Genomic DNA, 25,967 nt, shown 5'->3' on the forward strand with positions numbered 1-25,967 from the left:
TTGTCACAAATGTTGTATTTTTGTAATTTATGTGAGCGTGTTCATTGCGTGACCTATGTAAGTATTGATATTATGTGTATTGTGTACAATGATGTATACAGAATATGAAATTAAAGAGGAATGTATATGAAATCATCAAACAAACTCATGGCTCTTGGTGTAGTTTTTTCTATCGCAGTATTGATTGTAATCGGGACGATTGTCTATAGCATCATAAATGACAAGAAAGATAAAGGGAATGAGATGTTTGCTTATTCTACGCAACAATCTTTAGGGAAAGATGATGCTCCCGTTAAGGTAGTTGAATTTGGAGACTTTAAATGTCCAGCTTGTCGTACTTGGGATGTAACAGTATTACCACGATTAAAAGAAGAGTATATTGATAAAGGTAAAGTGCAGTTATATTTTATTAACTTCCCGTTTATCGGAAAAGACTCTGATTTAGGTGCAGCTGCTGGTGAAGCAATTTATAAACAAGATCAAGATTCATTCTGGATTTTCTATGATGAGATTTATCAAAATCAAAAGAAAGATACGGAAGAATGGATTACAGAAGAATTACTTCTTACTATTGTGAAAGAAAAGCTTCCAAAAATTAATGTAGAACAGTTTAAAAAAGATTTACACAGTAAAGAAATGAAAGACAAAGTACGTAAAGATTCAGATCGTGCTCAAAAATTAAAAGTTCAAGGTGCTCCTTCAGTATATATAAATGGGAATCTTGCAAACCCTGATTTCGATAGTATGAAGAAGGCGATTGATAAAGAATTGAAAAAGTGATGAGGTATCTCATCACTTTTTCGACTTTTTTCGATAAATTTCTTGCTTCGATTTTTTTTACATGCTATACTACTTTACATAAGTTATTTCAATATCTTATATTTATTTCATATTTGCGGGTGTAGTTTAGTGGTAAAACAAGAGCCTTCCAAGCTCTGGTCGAGAGTTCGATTCTCTTCACCCGCTCCAAATTTTATTTAATGTTTTTCTAATAAATTGTGATCAACGCAGTGTTTCGTTTCTAAGATAAACGAAGCATTGCGTTTTTTAATGTTTGAAAATCATAATTGTATGCGAAAATAGAAGTGAAGAATATTATTCCAAAAGTGAATTGATAACCAATATAGTCGTTACATAAGGGATGGATTCATCGGAGGAGGCGATTGAGAATGGATTTTGAACAATTAAAGCAAGATGTAATTGCGTATAGTAAAACGATTGGTATAGATAAAATAGGTTTTGCCAGTGCGTCACCATTTGAGGAATTAAAGCAGCGTCTAATCCAGCAACAACAATTGAATTATCAGTCTGGATTCGAAGAGCCTGATATAGAGAAGAGAACGAATCCACAGCTATTGTTACCTGGTGCGAAATCGATCATTGCGATTGCTTTAGCATACCCTTCAAAATTAAAAAATGCACCATTAAGTAAACGAGGAGAACGTCGTGGGATTTTTTGCCGTGCTTCTTGGGGCCAAGATTATCACCTTGTTTTACGAGATCGTTTGCAAAAGTTAGAGGCGTATTTAATCGAAAAGCTTCCGGATATAGAAGTGAAATCAATGGTTGATACAGGGGAGCTAAGTGATCGAGCTGTTTCAGAGCGTGCCGGTATTGGATGGAGCGGTAAGAACTGTGCTATTATTACGCCGGAATTTGGTTCGTATGTATACTTAGGAGAAATGATTACGAATGTACCATTTCCTCCTGATCGGCCAATAGAAGATCAATGTGGAAGTTGTACGAAATGTATTGATATTTGTCCTACAGGCGCTTTAATACAAGGCGGTCAGTTGGACTCGAAGAAATGTATTGCATTTTTAACACAGACAAAAGGATTTTTGCCTGAAGAATATCGCGATAAAATAGGAAATCGTATATATGGATGTGATACGTGTCAGACTGTTTGTCCGAAAAATAAAGGAATGGATTTTCATAATCATCCTGAAATGGAGCCTGACCCTGAATTAGTTAAACCATTATTAACACCACTTTTAACAATTAGTAATCGTGATTTTAAAGAAAAATATGGGATTATGTCTGGTTCATGGAGAGGTAAAAAGCCATTGCAACGAAATGCTATTTTAGCACTTGCACATTTTAAAGAAACAGCAGTAATTCCTGATTTAATCGGTGTTATGAAAGATGATCCAAGACCAGTACTTCGGGGAACAGCAGCATGGGCACTTGGTAAAATTGGTGGAGACGGAGTAGGAGAAGCGATTGAAAAGGCGATGGAACGTGAGAAAGATGAAGAGGTTCTTCATGAAATGAATCGTGGACTTGAATTGTTAGCACAGAAAAAAGAGTAGATAATATCTCCCTTTTTCATATTGTAATATGGGAGGGAGACTGAATGGTTGTAAAAGTGAGTATTGAAAAGCAAGTGCAACAGTTTTTAGCATATATAACAGAGAAACGAACAGATGTAGATGGTATTGCAGTAGATTTGTTACAAATGGTACAGAGAAAGAAACAATTGTTTCAAAAGCGTAGTGCAGATATAGTGAAAGCAACTGCAGATGTTTTTTTCATTAGACAATTAAATAGTAATGAGCATCAAGAAATTGATTATCAAATACACCTGAAATATTTAATTAAGCATAAAGAATTATTTTATATCGAAGAGGAACAATTAAAACGACGAGTTTGTTTGAAAAATAGTTGTATAATAGATGATTATGCTCTTGAAGTGTCGGAAGAAATAGGAATAGGTGAAACGTTAGAACGGGAAGTCACGAAAGAAAAATACGGTTCATATCAATATAATCGTTTAGAGGCAGTGAAATATGCAGAGCGTTGGTGGGATGATCGCAATCCTGCATACCGTAATTTTCCTGATAATTGTACAAATTTTATTTCACAATGTCTGCACACTGGAGAAGTACCAATGAATGGACATCCTAACATTCGTAAAGGGTGGTGGCAAAGGGAAAACCAGTGGAGTTGGAGCTGGGCTGTAGCACACTCTTTTTATTGGTATTTGTCAGGTGCTACAACAGGGCTTCGAGCAGAAGCAGTAGAAAAGCCAGAAGACCTTATTCTTGGCGATGTAATTGCGTATGATTTTGAGGATGATGGTAGGTGGAATCATACGACAATTGTAGTAGCAAAAGACGCAGATGGTATGCCGCTTGTAAATGCACATTCAGCGAATAGCCGCAGGCGTTATTGGAACTATGAAGACTCTAGTAAATATACACCACAAATGAAATATAAATTCTTTCATATTATTAATGGGTAGAGATTTTTCGTTCAAGTGGTATAATACGTAGTAGACAAAAAATAGAGGTGAATATCGCGTGGGAGTACATGTTGTTTTATATCAACCAGAAATTCCAGCAAATACAGGAAATATTGCACGTACTTGTGCAGCAACTGGAACAGAGTTACATTTGATTAGACCGCTTGGATTTTCAACGGATGACAAAATGTTAAAGCGTGCAGGACTAGATTATTGGCAGCACGTAAAAGTTACGTATTATGATTCAATCGAAGAATTTTATGAGAAAAATAAAGATGGTGAATTCTTCTATTTAACAAAGTATGGCGAGAAAGCTCATACAGCATTTGATTATAGCAAACGTGAGAAGGATTACTATTTCGTATTTGGAAGAGAAACAAATGGATTACCAGCTAATGTAATTGAAGAAAACTTCGATCATTGTTTACGTATTCCAATGACGGATAAAGTACGTTCATTAAATTTATCTAATACAGCAGCAATTTTAATTTATGAAGCGTTCCGTCAACAAAATTATCCAGGATTAGATTTAGAAATCGTTTATTAAAAGTCGCCATTTGGCGGCTTTTTTATTTTTAAAAAAATATGTAATCATACATTTTAAAAAGGGTACATATTCATATAGAATGAGATATATGAATAAAAATAGATAAGACGGGTTGAGATAAATATGAAGGAACAATATAATAATCAAAATACCTTTTTAAGTATGATAGATATGGATTTAGTAAGACAGGGACTGTTACATGCTATTCAAGATTTAGTGTTTATTGTGAAAGTTATTGATGATGAAATTTTTAAATATATTTATGTGAATAAAATAGGAATGGATCACGCCAGGCTAGGGAAAGAATGTTATGGAAAAACTTTTGCGGAAGTATTACCAGAAGATACGGCAAGGCTATTACAAGGACAATATGCAAAAGTAATGAGAGAAGCGAGATCAAATACATTTTGTGATGTAATTAGTTTGCCAACTGGTGATATACATTATGAATCTTCACTTAATCCAGTATGCGATGTAAATGGAACGTGTCAGTTTATTATTTGTATTACTAGAGATATTACAGCACAGGTTAAGAAAAAAGCTGAAATAGAAGAAAAACAAATGTTATTTAAGTCATTACTAGAATATAATAATGATTCCATTATATCTGTAGATTCTATTGGAAGAATTACATATGCAAATCCAGCAACTTATGAAATTTTTGGGTATCGATATGAAGAGTTAAAGGACAAATTTATTTTTCAGTTTATAAATAAAGAGTATGAAAAAACTTTTCAAATTATATTTAAGAATGCTTTACAGGGAAAAGCAAAACAAATTGTTGCAAAGAAATATGTTCATAAAGAAGGATATGAACTTTATATTTCTGCGAGGACTATCCCCATTATTGTGAATGCTGAAATCGTCGGGGTGTACATTGTTACGAGGGATGTTACGAGGCAAGTATTAAATGAGATGAAAACAGAGTATTTGGCTTACTTCGATCAGTTAACGGGGTTAATGAATAGAATATCATGTACAAATAAACTAAATGAATTTTTAGATGATAATAAAGAATTTGCATTGGTTTTTATAGATTTGGATGAATTTCACCTTATTAATGATACATTTGGTCATAAAGAAGGGGATCAAGTATTAAAAAAAGTTACTGAATGCCTACGGGAACTAAAAATAGAAGATATGCATTTATTTAGAGAACATGATGATCAATTTGTTATGTTAATAGAAAATATAACGAAAGAGTGCGTAGAGGAAGTTGCACAAACAATATTAAGAAAAATTAGTGAGCATTTTGTAATAGAAGAAGAGGATGTTTATTTGAGTGCATCAATTGGGATTATAATGGCCCCAGAAGATGGAATGGATGAAAAAATGCTTTTCCAAAGAGTCGACGCAGCTTTGGAAAAAGCAAAAGAAAAAGGAAAAGGGTATTATCATTTTTATTGTAGTGGATTAGATTGTGAACGTGAAAAAAGGTTTATAATGGAGAATCAGTTACATCGTGCTATAGAGAAAAATGAATTTTTCCTATATTATCAACCTCAAATTAATATTGAAACGGGAAAGATAGCCAGTATGGAAGCCCTAATAAGATGGGAGAATAAGGAGCTAGGTTTTGTCTCGCCAAATCAATTTATCCCACTTGCTGAAAGAACAGGATTTATTATTAAACTTGATGAATGGGTAGTACATCAAGTTTGTGAGCAAATACGTGAATGGTTAAATAAAGGATATGAAGTTGTACCAATTGCAGTTAATATTTCAGCTAGACATTTTCGTTCTATTACATTACTAGAGATGATTACACGCGCTTTAAATAAGTACGATGTCCCTCCTCATTTATTAGCAATAGAAGTTACAGAAGGGGCTCTTATACATAAAGATTTATCGAAAAGAGTGTTATTGCAGTTAAAAGAACAAAATTTAAAGATTCATTTAGATGACTTTGGAACGGGATATTCATCTTTAAGTTATTTAAAAACATATCCGATTGATACGTTAAAAATTGATCGTTCTTTTATGGAAGGTATATATAAAGATGAAAGAGATACGAATATTACGGCTGCAATTATTCATTTAGCACATACTCTAGGGTTAAATGTAATTGCAGAAGGAGTAGAAAAGGCGGAACAAATACAATTTTTAAAGGAAAAGAATGTAAAAATTGTACAAGGTTATTTTTATAATCGCCCTTTATCGATATACGATGTGGAAAATATTTATTTTAAATAGTGTATAAAAAAACAAGAAAAAAAGTGATGTGCTGAAAAGCACATCACTTTTTTTGTGTACCTGATTTATCGTTATAACCAGATGTGAAAATAGCTGTAAGAAATGTGAGTGATACACCTAAAATTAATAATAACTTCATACTAATTTCCCCCTTACTTTTTCGGCTTACGAATCCTATTTGTGAATCGAAATGTATGTAAGGTTCCAAGAAGAAAAGAATTTATTTACAATGAATAGCAGCGTGAAAACTTTAATATCTTTATTATACAGAATTTTCTTTGAATTTTGGAGAGAATTTTATAGCGCCATTATATATTTCGTTTTGATTTAAAGAATGTTTAAGGACATCCTAGCATACCTTTTATAATAATCCGATTGAACAAGGAGATGGGGGAGGAGCTATAATGGATATTCTAAAGAAAATTGAACAATATCGGGAAGCAGAAGAACGTTTACAATGGGAAGGTACGTTTGCGGAGTATTTGGAGCTTGTGAAAGAAAGACCATGGGTGGCTCAAACAGCACACTCTCGCATTTACAATATGATAAAAGATGCTGGAATTGAAGAAGTTGATGGTAGAAGAAAATATAACTTCTTTAGTAATCAGCTATTTGGATTAGAGGATGCTTTAGAACGCCTTGTGGAAGAATATTTTCATCCATCTGCAAAACGATTAGATGTTAGGAAACGTATTTTGTTATTAATGGGGCCTGTTAGTGGGGGGAAATCAACATTAGTTACGATGTTGAAAAGAGGATTAGAAACATATTCACGAACAGATCGTGGAGCAATTTTTGCAATAAAAGGATGCCCAATGCATGAAGATCCACTTCATTTAATTCCGCAGCATTTACGGAATGATTTCTTTGATGAATATGGAGTAAGGATTGAAGGGAATTTATCACCATTAAATGTTATGCGTCTAGAGCAAGAATACGGGTCAAGAATTGAGGATGTAGTTGTAGAGCGTATTTTCTTCTCTGAAGATCGCCGTACAGGAATTGGTACATTTAGTCCTTCAGATCCAAAATCACAAGATATTGCCGATTTAACAGGTAGTCTAGACTTTTCTACAATTGCAGAATACGGTTCGGAATCAGATCCTCGTGCATATCGATTTGATGGAGAATTAAATAAGGCGAACCGCGGCATGATGGAATTCCAAGAGATGTTAAAATGTGATGAGAAATTTTTATGGCATTTACTTTCGCTTACACAAGAAGGGAATTTTAAAGCAGGAAGATTTGCGCTTATTTCAGCAGATGAATTAATTGTAGCTCATACAAATGAAACAGAGTATCGCTCATTTATAGCAAATAAGAAAAATGAAGCATTGCATTCACGAATTATTGTAATGCCGGTTCCATATAATTTACGGGTTAGTGAAGAAGAACATATTTATGAAAAAATGATTCGTGAAAGTGATGTGTCCAATGTTCATATTGCACCGCATACACTTCGCGTTGCAGCAATGTTCACTATTTTAACTCGTTTAAAAGACCCGAAGCGTCCGGATATTGATTTAATTAAAAAGATGCGTTTATATGATGGAGAAACGGTAGAAGGATATAATACGATTGATGTAGAGGAGCTGCAACGCGAATATCAAGATGAAGGTATGAAGGGGATTGACCCTCGTTATGTCATTAACCGAATTTCTTCTACAATTATTCGAAAAGAGGTACCATCTATTAATGCACTAGATGTACTGAGATCGTTAAAAGACGGATTGGATCAGCACCCGTCAATTAGTAGTGAAGACCGAGAGCGCTATATGAATTTCATCTCATTAGCGAGAAAAGAATACGATGAAATCGCTAAGAAAGAAGTACAAAAAGCGTTTGTTTATTCATACGAAGAATCAGCTAAGACACTTATGGATAATTACTTAGATAACGTCGAAGCGTACTGCAATAAATCAAAATTACGTGATCCGTTAACGGGTGAAGAAATGAGCCCAGATGAAAAACTTATGCGTTCGATTGAAGAGCAAATTGGAATTTCAGAAAATGCTAAAAAGGCATTCCGTGAAGAAATTTTAATTCGCATTTCTGCCTATGCACGTAAAGGGAAACGCTTTGATTATAATTCACACGAACGTCTTCGTGAAGCGATTCAGAAAAAACTATTTGCTGATTTAAAAGATATAGTGAAAATTACAACATCAACGAAAACACCAGACGAAAATCAGCTTAAGAAAATCAATGATGTTGTTGCACGCTTAATTGATGAGCATGGCTATAATTCTTCATCTGCGAATGAATTGTTACGATATGTAGGTAGTTTGTTAAATCGATAGTTTGATAACAAAACGCTGTCTCTTATTTTTGGGACGGCGTTTTGTTATCTATTGATATTTGTAAAAAATGTCATAGCTTGTCCGAATATAATAAATTAAGATGCGATTTTATGAATTTCTTGTCAATTATTTTTACAATATGCATATGATAGAGTAACCAACCATTCATACAAAAAAGCCAACACAATACAATATGTTGCAAAATGAAAATGTGTGCAACAATGCATTGTGTTTCTTTCTTATCAACGGCTGAATGTTTCTTTATATTATGTGAGTGGCAAAATTTTGTTTAAGATGCTCGGAGTATTGTATGAAAAACGCTATATATGTTTATGGGATGATTTTCGATGAACAGTTATTTTTCAAATATTCTAGTTACGCATACTAGAAAACAAAATTATAGATTGCTGTTCATAAGAAAAAACAAATACAGTAAGGAGGGAAAGGCATGGGCGAAGAAAATCAACCAAACTATACAATTTCACAGGAAAACTGGTCCCTCCATCGCAAAGGATATGACGACCAACAACGCCATCAAGAAAAAGTACAAGAGGCAATTAAAAATAATTTACCAGATCTTGTAACAGAAGAAAATATTGTTATGTCTAATGGTAGGGATGTTGTGAAAATACCGATTCGTTCTTTAGATGAATATAAGATTAGATACAATTATGATAAAAATAAACATGTTGGGCAAGGGAACGGTGACAGTAAAGTTGGTGATGTCGTTGCGAGAGATGGATCAGGTGGTCAAAAGCAGAAAGGACCAGGAAAAGGGCAAGGGGCAGGAGATGCAGCTGGAGAAGATTATTATGAAGCAGAAGTCTCAATTTTAGAATTGGAGCAAGCGTTTTTCAAAGAGTTAGAGTTGCCTAATTTAAAAAGAAAAGAACTGGATGAAAACCGGATTGAACACATTGAATTTAATGATATTAGAAAAACAGGATTATGGGGAAATATCGATAAGAAACGAACGATGATATCTGCATATAAACGAAATGCAATGCGTGGTAAAGCATCTTTCCATCCAATTCACCAAGAAGATTTAAAGTTCCGTACTTGGAATGAAGTGTTAAAGCCAGACTCAAAAGCGGTTGTATTAGCGATGATGGATACGAGTGGATCGATGGGAATATGGGAGAAGTATATGGCACGTAGCTTTTTTTTCTGGATGACAAGATTTTTACGCACAAAATATGAAACAGTTGATATTGAATTTATTGCTCATCATACAGAAGCGAAAGTCGTTACAGAAGAAGAGTTTTTCTCAAAAGGCGAGAGCGGGGGAACGATATGTTCTTCTGTATACAAAAAAGCACTGGAGCTTATCGATAATAAATATTCACCAGATCGTTATAATATTTATCCATTCCATTTTTCAGACGGTGATAATTTAACTTCGGATAATGCTAGATGTGTAAAGCTTGTTGAAGAGTTGATGAAGAAGTGTAATATGTTTGGGTATGGGGAAGTGAACCAGTACAACCGCCACAGTACGCTTATGTCAGCATATAAAAATATTAAAGATGAAAACTTCCGATACTATATTTTAAAACAAAAAGCAGATGTATTTCATGCGATGAAGAGCTTTTTTAAAGAAGAATCAGGAGAGAAAATGGCATAACCCCTTTTGAAGGGGTTTATTTTTTTGTAAACTCTTTATTTTTTTAGTTGACAATGATAATGAAAATCATTATCATTTATTCGAGAATGATTACATTTTGATTTATATATTTTGGAGGAGATGTAAAGTTGAAAAAAAATAATAAAAAACGTATAAATGCAATGTTTATAGCGGCGGCGTTATCACTTCCGTTTGCTGTGTATTCGACCCCTGCTTTAGCAGCGGTAGCAATTGAGGCGAATAAAACGGGACAAGGTTTAGAAGATGGTACATATGACGCTGTTATTAAAGCGTATAAAGATAAAACGAATGAAGAGTCTATGGCAGCTGTTTATATAAAGGATCCGAAATTAACAATTGAGAATGGAAAGAAAATTGTAACGGCGACGTTAAGTGATAGTGATTTCTTTCAATATTTGAAAACAGAGGATATTCATACTCCTGGTGTGTTTCATGATGTGAAAGTAATATCAGAAGATAAAAAGAAAAATGGAACGAAAGTGATTCAGTTTGAAGTAGGGGAATTAGGAAAAAGGTATAATATGCAAATGCATATTTATATTCCGACAATGGCTTATGACAATAAATATCAAGTACAGTTTGAAGTGAATACTTTAAATTTAGAAAACAATGTTCCGGAAAAGCAAAAGGAAAATAAAGAGGAAAAAGTGGATCAACAAGATGAAAGCGGAAATGTAATATTAGATAAGCAATTACAAAGGCATATTAATAAATATAACTTGAATAGAGAGAATCTAGATACTCCAATAACTAAGGAAGATTTATTAAAAGTTAAATCCTTAATAGTCGTTGAAGCTAAAAGTAAAGGAATACAAGACGTAAGCGGTCTAGAATATATGACGAACTTAGAAAACTTAACGTTGGAAGAAGTTAAGTTAGAAAATATACAATTTATCTCGAAATTGAGACAATTGAAGTTATTAAGTATAACCTATGGTGAACTTGAAGATATTAGACCTTTGGCTGAGTTAGAACATATTGAGTTTTTAAATTTGAGAAATAATAAAATTTCAGATTTAAGCCCATTAAGTCAAATAAAGAAGATTAAAACGCTAGATTTAAGTAGTAACTATATAAAAGATATTAAACCATTATTTACAGTGAAATCTTTAAAGGATTTGACTGTAGCAAATAATCAAATTAGTAATGATAACCTTGCTGGGATTGAGCAATTGAAAAATGTAAAGAATTTATCTTTAAGTAACAATGGACTTACGAATATTGAACATATTACATCAATGAAAAAATTAATAGAGTTAGATCTTGCTAAAAATGAATTAGAAAACATCGAACCTTTATCAAGATTGTCTACTGTACAATCACTTAATTTAGAAGAAAACTATATTTCAGATATAACGCCACTTAGTCACTTAACAGGCTTATATAATTTAAAGCTAGGTTCAAATGAAATTCGTGATGTTAGACCTGTTCAAGAGCTAGGAAAAAGAATGTATATCGATATTCAAAGACAAAAAATCTTTTTAGATAATGTAGAAAAAAATAAGGAAGTTAAAATACCCGTCTATAATTTACAAGGAGATCCAATTAACACCATTCAATTGAAGAGTGAAGATGGAATAGTTAATAATGGTTCTGTTAAATGGGGGACTACCGGTGAAAAAACATACGAATTTACGTTGGATATAAAGCCAGAAGAGAATCGTATTAAATTTAATGGAACAGTAATTCAAAATGTTGTTGAAAGATTAGATGAAATAAAGGAAACAATAAAAGAGGATAATGAACAAAAGGAAAATGTAATTCTCGATAAAACTTTACAACAACATATTAATAAAGAGAATTTAGGTAGAGAGAATTTAAACACTCCTATCACAAAAGAAGATTTATTACAGATTAAAAAATTAGAGATACTTAAAGAAAAAGGAAAAGAGATAAAAGATATAACAGGTTTAGAGTACATGACGAATTTAGAAAAATTCACTTTAGAAGGAGTAAGCTTGAAAAATATTGAGTTCATCTCAAACTTGAAACAATTGAACGATGTAAATGTATCTCATAATCAAATTGAAGATATAACACCGTTATCTTCATTGAAAAATTTACAATGGTTAAATCTTACAGATAATCGTATTAAAGATGTAACGGTTCTTGGCTCAATGTTAGACTTACTTAGTTTAAAATTAGCTGAAAATGAGATTCGTGATGTAAGGCCGTTAATACAATTAGGTCAGTGGGGAACAATTGATGTTAGAAGGCAAAAGGTCATTTTGGATGATGCAGAAATAAATAAAGAAGTGACAATTCCTGTATATGATTTAGAGGGAGAGCCAATTGAAAAGATTACACTAAAGAGTAAAGGTGGAACGCTTACTGATGAGGGAATCATTTGGAGTACTCTAGGAGAAAAAATATATGAATTTGATTTAGATGCAGATCATTATGAGACGGGCATATTATATAGTGGCATCGTCATGCAGAATATAGTAGAAAAATTAATACCGAAAGAAGAAGTAAAAGAGCCAACAAAAGAAGTTGAAGAAGCAAAAGAAGAAGTAAAAGAACCAACAAAAGAAGTTGAAGAAGCAAAAGAAGGAGTAAAAGAACCAACAAAAGAAGTTGAAGAGGTAAAAGAAGAAGTAAAAGAGCCAACAAAAGAAGTTGAAGAGGTAAAAGAAGAAGTAAAAGAGCCAACAAAAGAAGTTGAAGAGGTAAAAGAAGAAGTAAAAGAGCCGACAAAAGAAGTTGAAGAAGCGAAAGAGGAAGTAAAAGAGTCAACAAAAGAAGTTGAAGAAGCAAAAGAAGAAGTAAAAGAACCAACAAAAGAAGTTGAAGAGGTAAAAGAAGAAGTAAAAGAGCCAACAAAAGAAGTTGAAGAAGCGAAAGAGGAAGTAAAAGAGCCGACAAAAGAAGTTGAAGAAGCGAAAGAGGAAGTAAAAGAGCCAACAAAAGAAATTGAAGAAGCGAAAGAGGAAGTAAAAGAAGTAAAAGAAGTAAAAGAATCAGCAACAGGCTTGGATCAAGAGCAAAAAGGGAATAATCAAGTTGTTGAAAACGAGGGAAGAAAAGCAGACGCTTTAAATAAACAATATGCTAATAAGCCAGAGGAAGGCAAGAAATCTTTACCATCAACAGGCGGTGAAGCTAGCACATCGACTTTACTTTCTGGAATAACACTTGTTCTTTCCGCACTAAGTATGTTCGTATTTAGAAAGAGATTATTTAAGAAATAAATAACGTTTAATCTTATTATTAGATATAATTAATTTTTTCTTTTTTGAGAAGACATTATCATGGCAGTTTCATTAGAAACATGCATATGATGATGTCTTTTTGTATGAGAGAAGGATATTGCTGGGCATTTTCTAAGTGTATTAGAAATGGAAGAAAGTAGATTATTGTTTGGAGATAAAGGTTGATTTGTTCACGATATGTACAAATTGTAGGAAGAAATAATATGAAATATTGCATTTTATATTGTTGTATCTAGATTTTATGTTAAATTCTTGAATGGAATATTAAAATAGGGGGCAAGGATATGAACAAGAAATCAAAGATCAATAAAGTGATGCTTAGCATTAGTACAATGGCCTTATCGCTCGGGGCAATTCAAACTCATGTGTCAGCGGAAGAAAAAGTACCATATAATGTATTGCATTCGAAACCAGTTGGAATTGAAAAACCGGTAGATGAGATTGGGCACACTTCTAAAGCTGAGGAAACATTATCGTTTCAAGAACGTTTAAAAGTAGGAGACTTTTCACAGCGACCAGCAGCTGTTATGAAGAGTTCAGAAGTAAAGCAAGTTAAAGAAAGCTATTCAATGGCTGATTTAAACAAAATGAATGATCAAGAATTAGTTGAAACGTTAGGCAGTATTAAGTGGCACCAAATTACAGACTTATTCCAGTTTAATGAAGATGCAAAGGCTTTTTATAAAGATAAAGGAAAAATGCAAGTAATTATAGACGAATTAGCTCATAGAGGTAGTACATTTACGAAAGATGATTCAAAAGGAATTCAAACGTTTACTGAAGTGTTACGTTCAGCTTTTTATCTTGCATTTTATAATAATGAATTAAGCGCTTTAAATGAAAGAAGCTTCCAGGACAAATGTTTACCTGCTTTAAAAGCAATCGCAAAAAATCCAAACTTTAAGCTTGGAACAAATGAGCAAGATACAGTAGTATCTGCATACGGTAAATTAATTAGTAATGCATCAAGTGATGTTGAAACGGTGCAATACGCATCGAATATTTTAAAACAATATAATGATAATTTTAACGCATATGTAGACGATCGTATGAAAGGGCAAGCTGTGTACGATATGATGCAAGGCATTGATTATGATATACAGTCTTACTTAAATGAGGCTCGTAAAGAAGCGAATGAAACGATGTGGTATGGAAAAGTAGATGGGTTTATTAATGAAATAAATCGTATTGCTCTTCTAAATGAAGTAACGCCAGAAAATAAATGGCTCGTTAATAATGGAATTTATTTTGCTAGCCGTTTAGGAAAATTTTATAGCAATCCAAATAAAGGATTAGAAGTTGTTACACAAGCAATGCATATGTATCCACGTTTAAGTGAACCGTATTTTGTTGCAGTAGAACAAATTACAACAAACTATAACGGGAAAGATTATAGCGGGAATACGGTAGATTTAGAAAAGATACGTAAAGAAGGAAAAGAGCAGTACTTACCAAAAACGTACACATTTGACGATGGATCCATTGTGTTTAAAACAGGGGATAAAGTATCGGAAGAAAAAATTAAGAGATTGTATTGGGCAGCGAAAGAAGTAAAGGCGCAATATCACCGTGTAATCGGTAATGATAAAGCTTTAGAACAAGGTAATGCAGACGACGTATTAACGATAGTAATCTATAACACTCCAGATGAATATCAATTAAATAGACAACTGTACGGATATGAGACAAACAACGGTGGGATTTATATTGAAGAGACAGGCACATTCTTTACATATGAGCGTACGCCAGAGCAAAGTATTTATAGTTTAGAAGAGTTATTCCGTCATGAGTTTACTCATTATCTTCAAGGGAGATATGAAGTTCCAGGTTTATTTGGAAGAGGAGATATGTATCAAAATGAAAGATTAACTTGGTTCCAAGAAGGGAATGCAGAATTTTTCGCAGGATCTACTCGTACAAATAATGTAGTACCGAGAAAGAGCATCATTAGTGGATTATCATCTGATCCTGCAAGCCGTTATACAGCAGAGCGTACACTATTTGCTAAATATGGTTCTTGGGATTTCTATAACTACTCGTTTGCGTTGCAGTCTTACTTGTATACACATCAATTTGAAACATTTGATAAAATTCAAGATTTAATTCGTGCGAATGACGTGAAAAATTACGATACATATCGTGAAACTTTAAGTAAAGATCCGAAGTTAAATAAAGAGTACCAAGCTTATATGCAGCAGTTAATTGATAATCAAGATAAGTATAATGTGCCGGAAGTAGCAGATGATTATTTAACTGAACATGCACCAAAATCGTTAACAGAAGTGAAGAAAGAAATTAGTGAGACGTTGTCTATGAAAGATACAAAAATGACAAAACATGAGTCTCAATTCTTTAATACATTTACATTAGAAGGTACGTTTACAGGTAGTGTAACAAAAGGTGAATCAGAAGACTGGAACGCAATGAGTAAAAGAGTAAATGAAGCTTTAGAACAATTGGCGCAAAAAGAATGGAGCGGCTACAAAACGGTTACAGCATATTTCGTCAATTACCGTGTGAATAGTTCCAAACAATTTGAATATGATGTAGTCTTCCATGGTATCGCAAAAGATGACGGAGAGAATAAAGCTCCGACAGTTCATATAAACGGTCCTTATAATGGGCTTGTAAAAGAAGGAATTCAATTCAAAAGTGATGGATCAAACGACGAAGATGGAAAAATCGTTTCTTATTCATGGGAGTTTGGAGACGGAAGAACAAGTACGGAAGTTAATCCAGTACATGCATATGAAAAAGAAGGAACTTATAAAGTAGCGTTAAGAGTAAAAGATGATAAAGGAAAAGAGAGTAGAAGCGAGACAACTGTTACGATTAAAGATGGAAGTTTAACAGAATCTGAACCAAATAATCGTCCAGAGGAAGCAAATCGTATCGGGCTGAACACTACTATAAAAGGTAGCCTTATCGGCGGGGATCACACCGATGTTTATACATTTAATGTAGCAGCAGCGAAAGATATCGATATTTCTGTTTTAAATGAGTATGGAATTGGAATGACGTGGGTACTTCACCATGAATCAGATATGCAAAATTATGCTGCTTACGGTCAAGCTAATGGAAATCATATAGAAGCAAAATTAAATGCAAAACCAGGTAAGTATTACTTGTATGTATATAAATATGATAATGGCGATGGAACGTACTCATTATCACTAAAATAAGTGCTTTTCCAATGTATGTTTAACTTTACTTTTTGTGGAAAATAGTATATTATATAGATATATAATATATCGGTTATTTTCTAGGAGGAGCCTGTCACAATAGGTTTCTCCTGTTCTTTTTTAGAGGCCTGTCTTACAGGCTTTTCTTTAAAAGGTAAATAACTGAAAATTAAGAACGATAATCTTTGAAAGAGGTGGGGCATACACATAACAAAAAAGGGATTGTTTAAGAAAGGGGGATAAGAAATGGTCTTGTTTGGTTATCCGCTTGAAACAATTTATTTATATGGATTTATTATTGCTACTATACTCACTGTTATTTATATTTTCTTTGGAGATATATTTGAATCGATATTTAGTTTTGGGGGCGGATCTGTATCCGTTGTTACTTTACTACTTAGTTTCTTCGCTATGTTATGCGGACTTAGTTATATAGGAGAATATTTATTTTCCTTTAATAGCATTATTATTTTCGGGGCTGCATTTGCTATATCTTTTATCGGTGTTTTCATAATGAAAATATTAATTTTAAAACCGATTGCAGAAGCAGAGCAAAATACGGTGCAACGTATGGATGAATTCATTGGTCGCAAGGGAGAAGTCATTACGACAATTCCTACTGAAGGATTTGGAGAAGTGTTAATCTCCTCTCCATTTGGAAGTAATGCAATACCAGCGAAAGCAATTGGAAAGAAAGATATTTCACAAGGAACCGAGGTCATTATTGAGGGAGTTCAAGATGGTGTTTTACTTGTACAGAACATCGCTTATTCTTTAAAAAAACCAAAATTATAAGGGGGAATTTACATGACGATTCCATTAATTATCGGTGGAGTTTTACTCGCAATTTTAATTCTACTTATTTTAGTATTCATTACGAAGTATCGAACAGTTGGCCCAGATGAAGCATTAATTGTGACAGGGAACTGGCTTGGTGGTGGAAAGAATGTTGTTACCACTGATGATGGAAAGAAGATAAAGATTATCCGCGGTGGTGGTACTTTCGTTGTGCCAATTATGCAACGAGCAGAACTTCTTAGCTTATTAAACTACAAATTAGAAGTTGGAACACGTGATACGTATACGAAACAAGGTGTACCGATTACAGTAAACGGTGTTTCTATTATTAAAGTAGGATCGACAATTGAAGAAGTTTCTACAGCAGCTGAACAATATTTAGGAAAAGAAACGGAAGAGTTAAAAGTAGAAGCAAAAGAAGTTTTAGAAGGGCATCTCCGTGCTATCTTATCTTCTATGACAGTAGAAGATGCGTATAGTAATAGAGAGCAATTTGCTCAAAAGGTACATGAAGTAGCTTCTACAGATTTAAAGAAGATGGGACTTCGCATCGTTTCCTTTACAATTAAAGAAATAATGGATAAAAACGGATACTTAGATGCGCTTGGTCAGCCACAAATTGCAATGGTTAAGCGTGATGCAACAGTTGCGAATGCAGAGCGTGAAAAAGAGGCACGAATTGAAAAAGCTCGTGCTGAGAAAGAAGCAAAAGAAGCAGAATATCAACGTGATGCACAAATCGCTGAAGCTGAAAAACATAAGGAATTAAAAGTACAATCTTATAAGAGGGATCAAGAACAAGCTCGTGCAGATGCGGATCTTTCTTACGAATTACAACAGGCGAAAGCGCAACAAGGTGTTACAGAAGAGCAAATGCGAGTTAAAATCATTGAGCGTGAAAAGCAAATTGAATTAGAAGAAAAAGAGATTGCGCGTCGTGAAAAGCAATATGATGCAGAAGTAAAGAAAAAGGCAGATGCAGATCGCTATGCTGTTGAACAATCAGCAGAAGCGGAAAAAGTAAAACAAATGAAAAAAGCAGATGCAGATCAATATAAAATTGAAGCAGAAGCAAGAGCACGTGCAGAAGAAGTGCGTGTAGAAGGTTTAGCGAAGGCAGAAATTGAAAAAGCACAAGGTCAAGCGAAAGCAGAAGTACAGAAAGCGCAAGGTACAGCAGAAGCAGATGTTATCAGATTAAAAGGTTTAGCAGAAGCGGAAGCGAAACAAAAAATTGCAGAAGCATTTGAATTATATGGGCAAGCGGCAATTATGGATATGGTTCTTAAAATGCTTCCAAGTTATGCGAAAGAAATTGCAAGTCCACTTAGTAACATTGATAAGATTACAGTTGTCGATACAGGCGGCGGTGGTAAGAATAGCGGTGCTGGAAAAGTTGCGGGTTATGCGACTGATTTAATGGCAACGATGCAGGAGACATTAAAAGCTTCTTCTGGTATTGATTTAAAAGAATTACTAGAAGGATTCGCTGGAAAAGGTGCCGTGCAGCAGTTATCGAATGATAAACCTGTCGTATCTGTAGTAGAAGATAAGAAAAAAGAAGTAGAAAAAGATAAAGAATAGTAAGGTGGGCAGGACCTCTAGCATGTGCTAGAGGTTCTTCTGTGAATAATAATATTTCGGAAAATATACATTTTTATACATTGTTTTAATTATTTAATTTTTATAGAATGAATTATGTATGCAATAATCTTTTAAATTTAGAAAGATGAGTAAAGAGAAATAGAGAGTCTCATCAATCTATTTATATCTTATAATTTTTATAAATAGATTAATTATAATTTATTGCATGTAAAACGGTATGGAGGGGTAGGAATATGTTTCAAGGAAAATTAAGGAGTAGAAGCTTAAAAACAAAGTTACTTGTATCATTTATTATTATTTTGATTCTTCCAAGTATTGTAATTGGTTGGACGTCTTATCAGCAGGCGAAGACAAATTTTAATGAAACAATTTTGCAATCAGCAAAAGATAACGTGAAGATCTTAGATAATGTAATCAATAAAGAATTAGATAGTAAGAAAGTAGACGCAGCATATTTTACAAAATTATTCACTGGAGCGAGTTATCAAGCAGAACAGCTTCAAAACGTGCAAAATAAATTAGAAGAATATAATAAATTACATCCAGAAATGGAAGCAATATATACTGGATCTAGTAATGGGCAATTTATTCAATCACCGGCAATTCAAATGCCAGAAGGGTATAATCCGGCAGAAAGAGATTGGTATAAAGAGGCAGTGAAAAAAAGTGGAGAAGTAATTATTACGGCTCCATATAAATCAAAAACGACAGGAAATATTGTTGTTACAATAGCAAAACAAAATGAGGATAAAAGTGGCGTTCTCGGTATTGATTTAATTATTAATGATATTGTAAATACTTCGAAAATGGTTAATATCGGTAAAGAAGGGTATGTTGCAATTTTTGATCAGGATAAAAATGTGGTAGCACATCCAACGCTGAAGCCGGGGGAAAAGGTAGAAGAGAAACTTGAAAAGGAACTGTATAAACAAGAAACAGGTGATTTTCAATTTTCATTAGATGGCGAGGATCGCAATATCACTTTTAAAACAAATAAGCAAACCGGATGGAAAATAGCAGGGATTATGCCTTCAAAAGAAATTATTCAAGCGGCTGAACCTATTTTCTATAAAACATTAACTGTTATTGGTATCTCATTAATAATTGGTGGAATTGTAATTTACTTCATACTCGCTTCTATTATTAAACCGTTAAAACAACTTGTTATATCAGCAAGGAAAATTAGCGAAGGTGACTTAACGGAATCAATTGCTGTCCGTTCGCGGGATGAAATTGGACAGTTAGGAGAAAGTTTTAATGAGATGGCGGCATCATTACATGGTGTAATTTCAAATATTAATACTTCAGCTGGCCATGTAGCAGCTTCTTCGGAAGAATTAACAGCTAGCATGAAGCAAGCAAGTGAAGCAACAGAACAAATTACACAAGCGATGGAACAAGTATCGAGTGGGGCAGAAATACAAACGCGGGAAGTTGAAGAAGGAGCGACTCTGTTAGAAGAAGTGACAGAAGGAATTCAGCGTGTTGCAGATAGCTCTTCATTAGTATCCACAGCCTCTATGTATACGAAGCAAAAAGCTGAGGATGGCGGAAAGTTAGTGGAACAAACTGTGAATCAAATGCAATTAATTCATGAGTCTGTTTCACAGTCAGACAAAGTCATTTCTTTATTAGATGATAAGTCGAAGCAAATTGGAGCTATTCTAGAAGTGATTCAACATATTGCAGAGCAGACAAACCTATTAGCATTAAATGCTGCAATTGAGGCTGCAAGAGCTGGAGAGCAAGGAAGAGGTTTTGCAATTGTAGCAGATGAAGTACGGAAATTAGCAGAACAATCGGGACAGTCTTCTACGGAGATTGGTAAGCTAGTGAAAGAGATACAATTTGATATAAAAGAAACTGTAAGCTCTATGAATCAAGTTGGGACAGAGGTACAATCAGGGCTTGTAGTTGCAAATGAAACGAAGCAAAGCTTTGTAGAAATATTGAAATCTACAAATGATACAGTTGTACAAATTGATAGTATGGTAGAAGTAGCGAAACGAATGACGATAGATGCAAAACAAGTAAGTGCATCTATTAATGAAATTGCAGCAACGATTGAAGAAAATGCAGCAAGTGTTCAAAATATTGCTGGCTCCTCTGAAGAACAAGTAGCTTCAGTAGAAGAAATAAATTCAGCAGCAGTTCACTTATCGCAAATGGCTGAAGAATTACAAGAGATGATCGGTAAGTTTAAAGTATAATAACAAATAGTAAGAAACGAGGTAGTGGTTCTACTTCGTTTCTTTTTTATGGAGATAAAAATAAAGAAATGTGTAGTAACCGTGTTATGATTAAGTGTAATGATAAAAAACTGTATTTTCTTTAAATTCTATCTTTATTCATGTTAGGGGAATGGTTTTGAAATTTAAAAAATTAAAACTACAACCGAGAATTACATTAACTATTAGTACACTTATTCTTGTTGTGCTTATGCTAACAAGTTATTTATTTTACTATATATTATCTGGAACAGTAGAAGAGCAAATTGGTAAAAGGGCTTTGCATGTTGCGAAAACAGTTGCAGCTATACCAGAAATCGGGGAAGCTTTTCAAAAAGAAAATCCAGCTTCTATTATTCAGCCGATTGCAGAAAAAATTCGAATTGATACAGATGCTGATTTTATTGTGGTTGGAAATAAAGAAGGGATTCGTTATGCACATCCTAAGAAAGATAAAATAGGAGAAGCAATGGTTGGTGGAGATAACAAAGGAGTTCTATTAGAAGGGAAATCTTACGTTTCGAAAGCAACGGGATCATTAGGACCGTCGTTACGCGGAAAAGTTCCAATCCGTAATCAGGATAATGAAATTATTGGCGTAGTATCTGTTGGGTTTTCAATGGATGATATTCATGGAGCGGTAGAAGTGTATGGGAAGCGTGTGTTTTGGATCACAGTAATAGGTCTGTTAATTGGGATAATCGGCTCTATATATTTAGCGGGAAGTATAAAAAGAATGATGTTTGGAATGGAACCAGAAGAAATTTCCTCCTTATACGAAGAACATAGTACTGTGATTCAATCTGTACGTGAAGGGATTATCGTAATTGATAAAAATGGAATGGTTAGTTTAGTCAATCAAGCGGCATACGATATTCTTTCTTTAAATAAACGGCGAAGTATCATTGGAGAATTTATTTTAAATGTTATCCCTAATTCATCGATACTCGAGGTACTTCAAAACGGTGAGGAACAGTTTGATCGGCAATTAAATATAAGAGGGCAGGCTGTTATTGCTAACCGTCTACCTATTAAAGTAAATAATAAAGTTACTGGCGTTGTATCGAGCTTACGTTTGAAATCTGAAATGGATCAGTTAACGGCAGAATTGTCTCAGACGAAGCAATATACAGAGGCATTACGGGCACAAACACATGAATATAACAATTTGTTGTATACGCTTTCAGGTCTTATTCAATTAGAGTCATATGAAGATGCCTTAGAACTTATTCATAAGGAAACGGCGGTATATCAAGATTTTGTTCAATTTATTATGAAGCGAATTCAAAATCCGTGGCTAGGTGGAATTTTAATTGGATTCTATAATAGGGCACGAGAGTTGAAGATTGATTTTGTACTAGATCGAGAAAGTAGTTTAGAAAAGTTAAGTCCACATATTGAGAGTAATTATGTCGTTTCGATTTTAGGAAATTTAATTACGAATGCATTTGAAGCAATTGAAAGAAACCAAGAGTATGACAAGAGAGTTAGAATGTTTGTAACTGATATCGGAGAGGAAATATTAATTGAAGTGGAAGATTCAGGACAAGGGATTCAAGATGAAATAATTACAAGTATATTTTATAAAGGCTTTTCGACGAAAGAAGGAGAAAAGCGAGGATATGGATTAGCCAAGGTAAAAGAGTTAGTAGAAGATTTAAATGGAAGTATTGCAATCGAAAAAGGGGATTTAGGTGGTGCATTATTTATTATTGCATTACCGAAAGAGAGAGGCGAATTGTAATGGCTGAGGAGATTGAAGTGTTGATTGTAGAAGATGATATTCGGATTGCGGACATTCATCGCCGTTTTACTGAAAAAATTGAGGGGTTTAAAGTGATTGGAACAGCAACGACCGGAGAACAAGCGAAAGAATGGCTAGAGTTTGTGAAGCCACAGCTCGTTTTATTAGATGTGTACTTACCTGATATGCAAGGAACGGAACTTGTCACATATATTAGGCATCATTTACATGATACTGACATTATTATGATTACAGCTGCGTCGGAAACAGATGTAGTACGACATGCTTTACGAGGCGGAGTAACAGATTATATCGTAAAGCCACTTATGTTTGACCGATTTAAAGCGAGTTTGGAAAGTTACCAAAAAAAGATTGTGCAGTTAAAGAAAAATAATCAATTATCTACAGAACAAATTGAACATTTATGGTCTCAAAGGGGCGTGAAGGGAAATCAAATAGAATATGCCCCAAAAGGGATAGATCCTTTAACTTTAGCAAAAATAAAAAAGCACATGTTAACAGTTAATGAAGAAGGAATTACTGCAGAAGTGTTAAGTTCAATGGTTGGGGTAAGTCGATCAACAGCGAGGCGCTATTTAGAGTATTTAATATCTGGAAAGAAAGTACATGCAGAGCTTATATATGGAAGTGTAGGGAGACCGGAGAGAAGGTATTTTCTCGTTTCTTCATAACAAAAAACAGTAGAGGATTGCAGTTTCTCTACTGTTTTTCGCGTCTTATATTGGAATAATCCCAATTACAATTCCAGTAATCAACATCACCATTGTCGTTCCAACAGCCCACAATAAAGTAAAGCGTTGGTGTTCACCAAAATCAACTTTTGCCATTCCGACTAATAAATAAGTGGAAGCAACGAGTGGGCTTAATAAATGAACGGGTTGACCGAGCAAGGAAGCACGTCCCATTTCAGCTGCACTAACTCCGTAAGCCGCAGCTGCTTTTGTTAAAATAGGTAATACCCCGAAGTAAAAAGCATCGTTGGACATGAAAAATGTAAACGGCATACTTAGAAGAGCTGTAATAATTGGAAGCTGGGGTCCAAGTGCATCTGGTATGAGAGTAACTACACTTTGAGCCATTGCATCTACCATTTTGGTTCCAGATAGAATACCTGTGAAAATTCCAGCAGCAAATACGAGAGAAACAACCGCTAATACGTTTCCTGCATGAGAAGCAATACGTTCTTTTTGCTGTTCTAAGTTTGGATAGTTAATCATAACAGCAATAGCAAAAGCAACTGTAAATAAAACAGGTAACGGCATAACTTCTAGTATGAGACAGACGAGCAAGGAAACAGTTAATAAAAAGTTAATCCATAGCAGTTTAGGGCGTTTATGTACTTCAGCTTCGACTGTTGCAGCTTGTTCATCCATTGTTTGCATTTGTTTTAAATACTGTACATCCATAATTCCTAAACGTTTTCTTTCTTTTTTTCCAAGATAGTAGGCAACGAAAACTACCCAAATTGCACCAGCAATCATTCCTGGTATAAGTGGTGTAAAGAGCTCTGATGCATCTAGTCCAAGTGCACTCATAACCCGGGCTGTTGGTCCACCCCAAGGTGTAAGATTTGTCACACCTGCTCCTAACATAACAACTCCCGCTAATATAAGTGGATTCATTCCAAGACGTTTATATAGTGGGTACATTGCGGAAACAGTAATCATATACGTTGTTGTTCCGTCACCATCTAATGAAACGATAATAGTAAGGATAGCTGTACCAACAACAATTTTTAACGGATCACCTTTTACAAATTTTAAGATTTTACTAATGACAGGGTCGAATAAACCGCTATCAATCATAATTCCGAAATATAAAATGGCGAACATAAGCATAATACCGGTAGGTGCTAGCTTTTTAATCCCCTCTAGCATCATAGGACCCATGTCTGCATAAAAGCCGCCAATTAATGCGAAAGTAATTGGAATTAATATTAATGCTACTAATGCTGACATACGTTTAGTCATAATTAAAAACATAAAGACAAATACCATTGCAAATCCAAGTAGAGCTAACATTTGATCTCCCCCTCAAAAAAAATGATTACGCTTTCAAAATAAAATAAAAATTCAGAAAAAAGGTTTTTTGTTTATCATAAAAGCATCCATTCAAATGGTAAATAATTTGAAAAATAACATCATTAGAAGCATAATTTTTATTTTGGTCATTTTGTTCACGAAGGTAATTTTGAATTTTTAAAAAGATAATTTACTTCGCACAAGAATGGTAGAATAAGGTGAAAATAGCGAAGCGTGAAGTAGGGAGTAGATTTTGAATGGAAACAAGAATAGAAGAGATTTATAGTTCGTGTAAAGGAAGAGTAGAAGAGATTTTTATTAATGAATCCTCTTACGTATATGAATGGGAAAAATTAATGATGATTCGAAAGCACGATGGTGAGCTTGAAAAAATCGGGGTTGGGATCAGTGGAAATATAAGATTAGTAAATGTAGAAGTTGGACAGGAAATTGATATGGATACATTATTAGTTAAGATAGAAGATGATTTGTTAATTACTGGTTGTGAATGATGAGAGATGTGTAGAAATAACTGCACATCTCTTTTTTGTTCCATATATTACAAAAAGAACAATGTTTTTTCACAGATCTCACACAACTTTTTGATATTCTTCTAGTGGAGTATACGGTTTTTAGGGAGGAATATTGATGAGGATAAAATATGTCGTACTTGCTATATGTTTATGTTTCTTATTTACGATAGTGGGATGTGGGAAAAAGGAAACAACAGCTGTGGCAATTGATGAGAAACATGATAAGTGTGATATTTGCCAAATTGGGGTAACGGATAATCAATTTGCAACAGAAATCATTTTAGAAAATGGAAAAGCGTTAAAGTTTGATGATATTGGTTGTATGTATAAATGGATGGAGATTAATTCAGGTGAAAAGACGAAAGAAAAATTTGTTCGAGATTATGATTCGAAAGATTGGATTTCGTTAGAAGATGCCACTTACGTATATGATAAAACAATAACGACACCAATGGCTTATAATGTCATTTCATTTAAAAATAAAAAAGATGCAGAGAGCTTTGTATCTAACTATAAGGGGAAAGTTCTTTCGTATAAAGAGCTATCTGAGCATAAATGGGAAATGAATAAAGAGATGATGGGGAAACCAACAAAAGGGAATACCGGTGGGCATTCTCATTAAAGTGAAGAAGTATTTATAATGTAGGACAGCCATGTATGGTTGTCCTTTTCTATTATTACTCAGGTGCAAATA

At 33.9% G+C, this 25,967-nt stretch carries 17 protein-coding genes, 1 tRNA gene and 1 pseudogene; 18 read left to right on the plus strand and 1 reads right to left on the minus strand.

What is annotated here, in order from left to right:
• Positions 1–126 precede the first annotated feature (126 nt).
• The 16 genes and pseudogenes from KPL75_RS16845 to KPL75_RS16915 all read left to right on the plus strand — a co-directional run bounded on the left by KPL75_RS16845 (position 127) and on the right by KPL75_RS16915 (position 23,390).
• Entirely contained in the window at positions 127–780 is a 654-nt protein-coding gene (locus KPL75_RS16845; protein WP_219917052.1) for a DsbA family protein, read from the plus strand.
• A gap of 115 nt (positions 781–895) precedes the next feature.
• A tRNA-Gly gene (locus KPL75_RS16850) sits at positions 896–969 on the plus strand.
• Positions 970–1,169: 200 nt separating this feature from the next.
• Complete coding sequence (gene queG / locus KPL75_RS16855) at positions 1,170–2,312, plus strand: tRNA epoxyqueuosine(34) reductase QueG (RefSeq protein WP_219917053.1); 1,143 nt, start codon at positions 1,170–1,172, stop codon at positions 2,310–2,312.
• 44 nt (positions 2,313–2,356) lie between these two features.
• Complete coding sequence (locus tag KPL75_RS16860; protein WP_219917054.1) at positions 2,357–3,244, plus strand: amidase domain-containing protein; 888 nt, start codon at positions 2,357–2,359, stop codon at positions 3,242–3,244.
• A gap of 58 nt (positions 3,245–3,302) precedes the next feature.
• A complete protein-coding gene (trmL, locus tag KPL75_RS16865; protein ID WP_000538149.1) occupies positions 3,303–3,791 on the plus strand; it encodes a tRNA (uridine(34)/cytosine(34)/5-carboxymethylaminomethyluridine(34)-2'-O)-methyltransferase TrmL in 489 nt (162 codons plus the stop codon).
• 123 nt (positions 3,792–3,914) lie between these two features.
• Positions 3,915–5,984, plus strand: a complete 2,070-nt coding sequence (locus tag KPL75_RS16870; protein WP_219917055.1) for a sensor domain-containing protein — start codon at positions 3,915–3,917, stop codon at positions 5,982–5,984.
• 404 nt (positions 5,985–6,388) lie between these two features.
• Positions 6,389–8,284 (plus strand): PrkA family serine protein kinase, encoded by a 1,896-nt coding sequence (locus KPL75_RS16875; protein WP_002029658.1) that lies wholly within the window; start codon positions 6,389–6,391, stop codon positions 8,282–8,284.
• Between the two features lie 448 nt (positions 8,285–8,732).
• Positions 8,733–9,908 (plus strand): sporulation protein YhbH, encoded by a 1,176-nt coding sequence (yhbH, locus tag KPL75_RS16880; protein WP_002113900.1) that lies wholly within the window; start codon positions 8,733–8,735, stop codon positions 9,906–9,908.
• Positions 9,909–10,036: 128 nt separating this feature from the next.
• Positions 10,037–13,120: an NEAT domain-containing protein gene (locus KPL75_RS16885; RefSeq protein WP_219917056.1), complete on the plus strand. Its 3,084-nt coding sequence runs from the start codon at positions 10,037–10,039 to the stop codon at positions 13,118–13,120.
• A 305-nt stretch (positions 13,121–13,425) separates the two neighbouring features.
• Positions 13,426–16,323: a collagenase ColA gene (colA, locus tag KPL75_RS16890; RefSeq protein WP_219917057.1), complete on the plus strand. Its 2,898-nt coding sequence runs from the start codon at positions 13,426–13,428 to the stop codon at positions 16,321–16,323.
• A 246-nt stretch (positions 16,324–16,569) separates the two neighbouring features.
• Entirely contained in the window at positions 16,570–17,118 is a 549-nt protein-coding gene (locus tag KPL75_RS16895; protein ID WP_219917058.1) for an NfeD family protein, read from the plus strand.
• Between the two features lie 12 nt (positions 17,119–17,130).
• Positions 17,131–18,705, plus strand: coding sequence for a flotillin lipid rafts scaffold protein FloT (locus KPL75_RS16900; RefSeq protein WP_002204541.1), 1,575 nt, complete (start codon positions 17,131–17,133; stop codon positions 18,703–18,705).
• A gap of 254 nt (positions 18,706–18,959) precedes the next feature.
• Positions 18,960–19,946: pseudogene (locus KPL75_RS27835) on the plus strand (cache domain-containing protein); the annotation flags it as partial.
• Between the two features lie 171 nt (positions 19,947–20,117).
• On the plus strand, positions 20,118–20,936 hold the full coding sequence (locus KPL75_RS27840; RefSeq protein ID WP_375141031.1) for a methyl-accepting chemotaxis protein: 819 nt from the start codon (positions 20,118–20,120) through the stop codon (positions 20,934–20,936).
• 157 nt (positions 20,937–21,093) lie between these two features.
• Entirely contained in the window at positions 21,094–22,698 is a 1,605-nt protein-coding gene (locus KPL75_RS16910; RefSeq protein ID WP_033718563.1) for an ATP-binding protein, read from the plus strand.
• Entirely contained in the window at positions 22,698–23,390 is a 693-nt protein-coding gene (locus KPL75_RS16915) for a response regulator (protein ID WP_219917060.1), read from the plus strand. Before KPL75_RS16910 ends, KPL75_RS16915 begins: the two co-directional genes overlap by 1 nt.
• A gap of 45 nt (positions 23,391–23,435) precedes the next feature.
• Here KPL75_RS16915 and KPL75_RS16920 read toward each other — a convergent pair whose 3' ends face one another.
• Positions 23,436–24,740, minus strand: a complete 1,305-nt coding sequence (locus tag KPL75_RS16920) for a CitMHS family transporter (RefSeq protein ID WP_219917061.1) — start codon at positions 24,738–24,740, stop codon at positions 23,436–23,438.
• Between the two features lie 257 nt (positions 24,741–24,997).
• Here KPL75_RS16920 and KPL75_RS16925 point away from each other — a divergent pair, with 257 nt between their 5' ends.
• Entirely contained in the window at positions 24,998–25,252 is a 255-nt protein-coding gene (locus tag KPL75_RS16925; protein WP_219917062.1) for a hypothetical protein, read from the plus strand.
• Between the two features lie 136 nt (positions 25,253–25,388).
• Positions 25,389–25,895 (plus strand): nitrous oxide reductase accessory protein NosL, encoded by a 507-nt coding sequence (locus KPL75_RS16930; RefSeq protein ID WP_219917063.1) that lies wholly within the window; start codon positions 25,389–25,391, stop codon positions 25,893–25,895.
• Positions 25,896–25,967: the final 72 nt, after the last annotated feature.

Source organism: Bacillus sp. NP247 (assembly GCF_018966865.1).
Lineage (GTDB): Bacteria > Bacillota > Bacilli > Bacillales > Bacillaceae_G > Bacillus_A.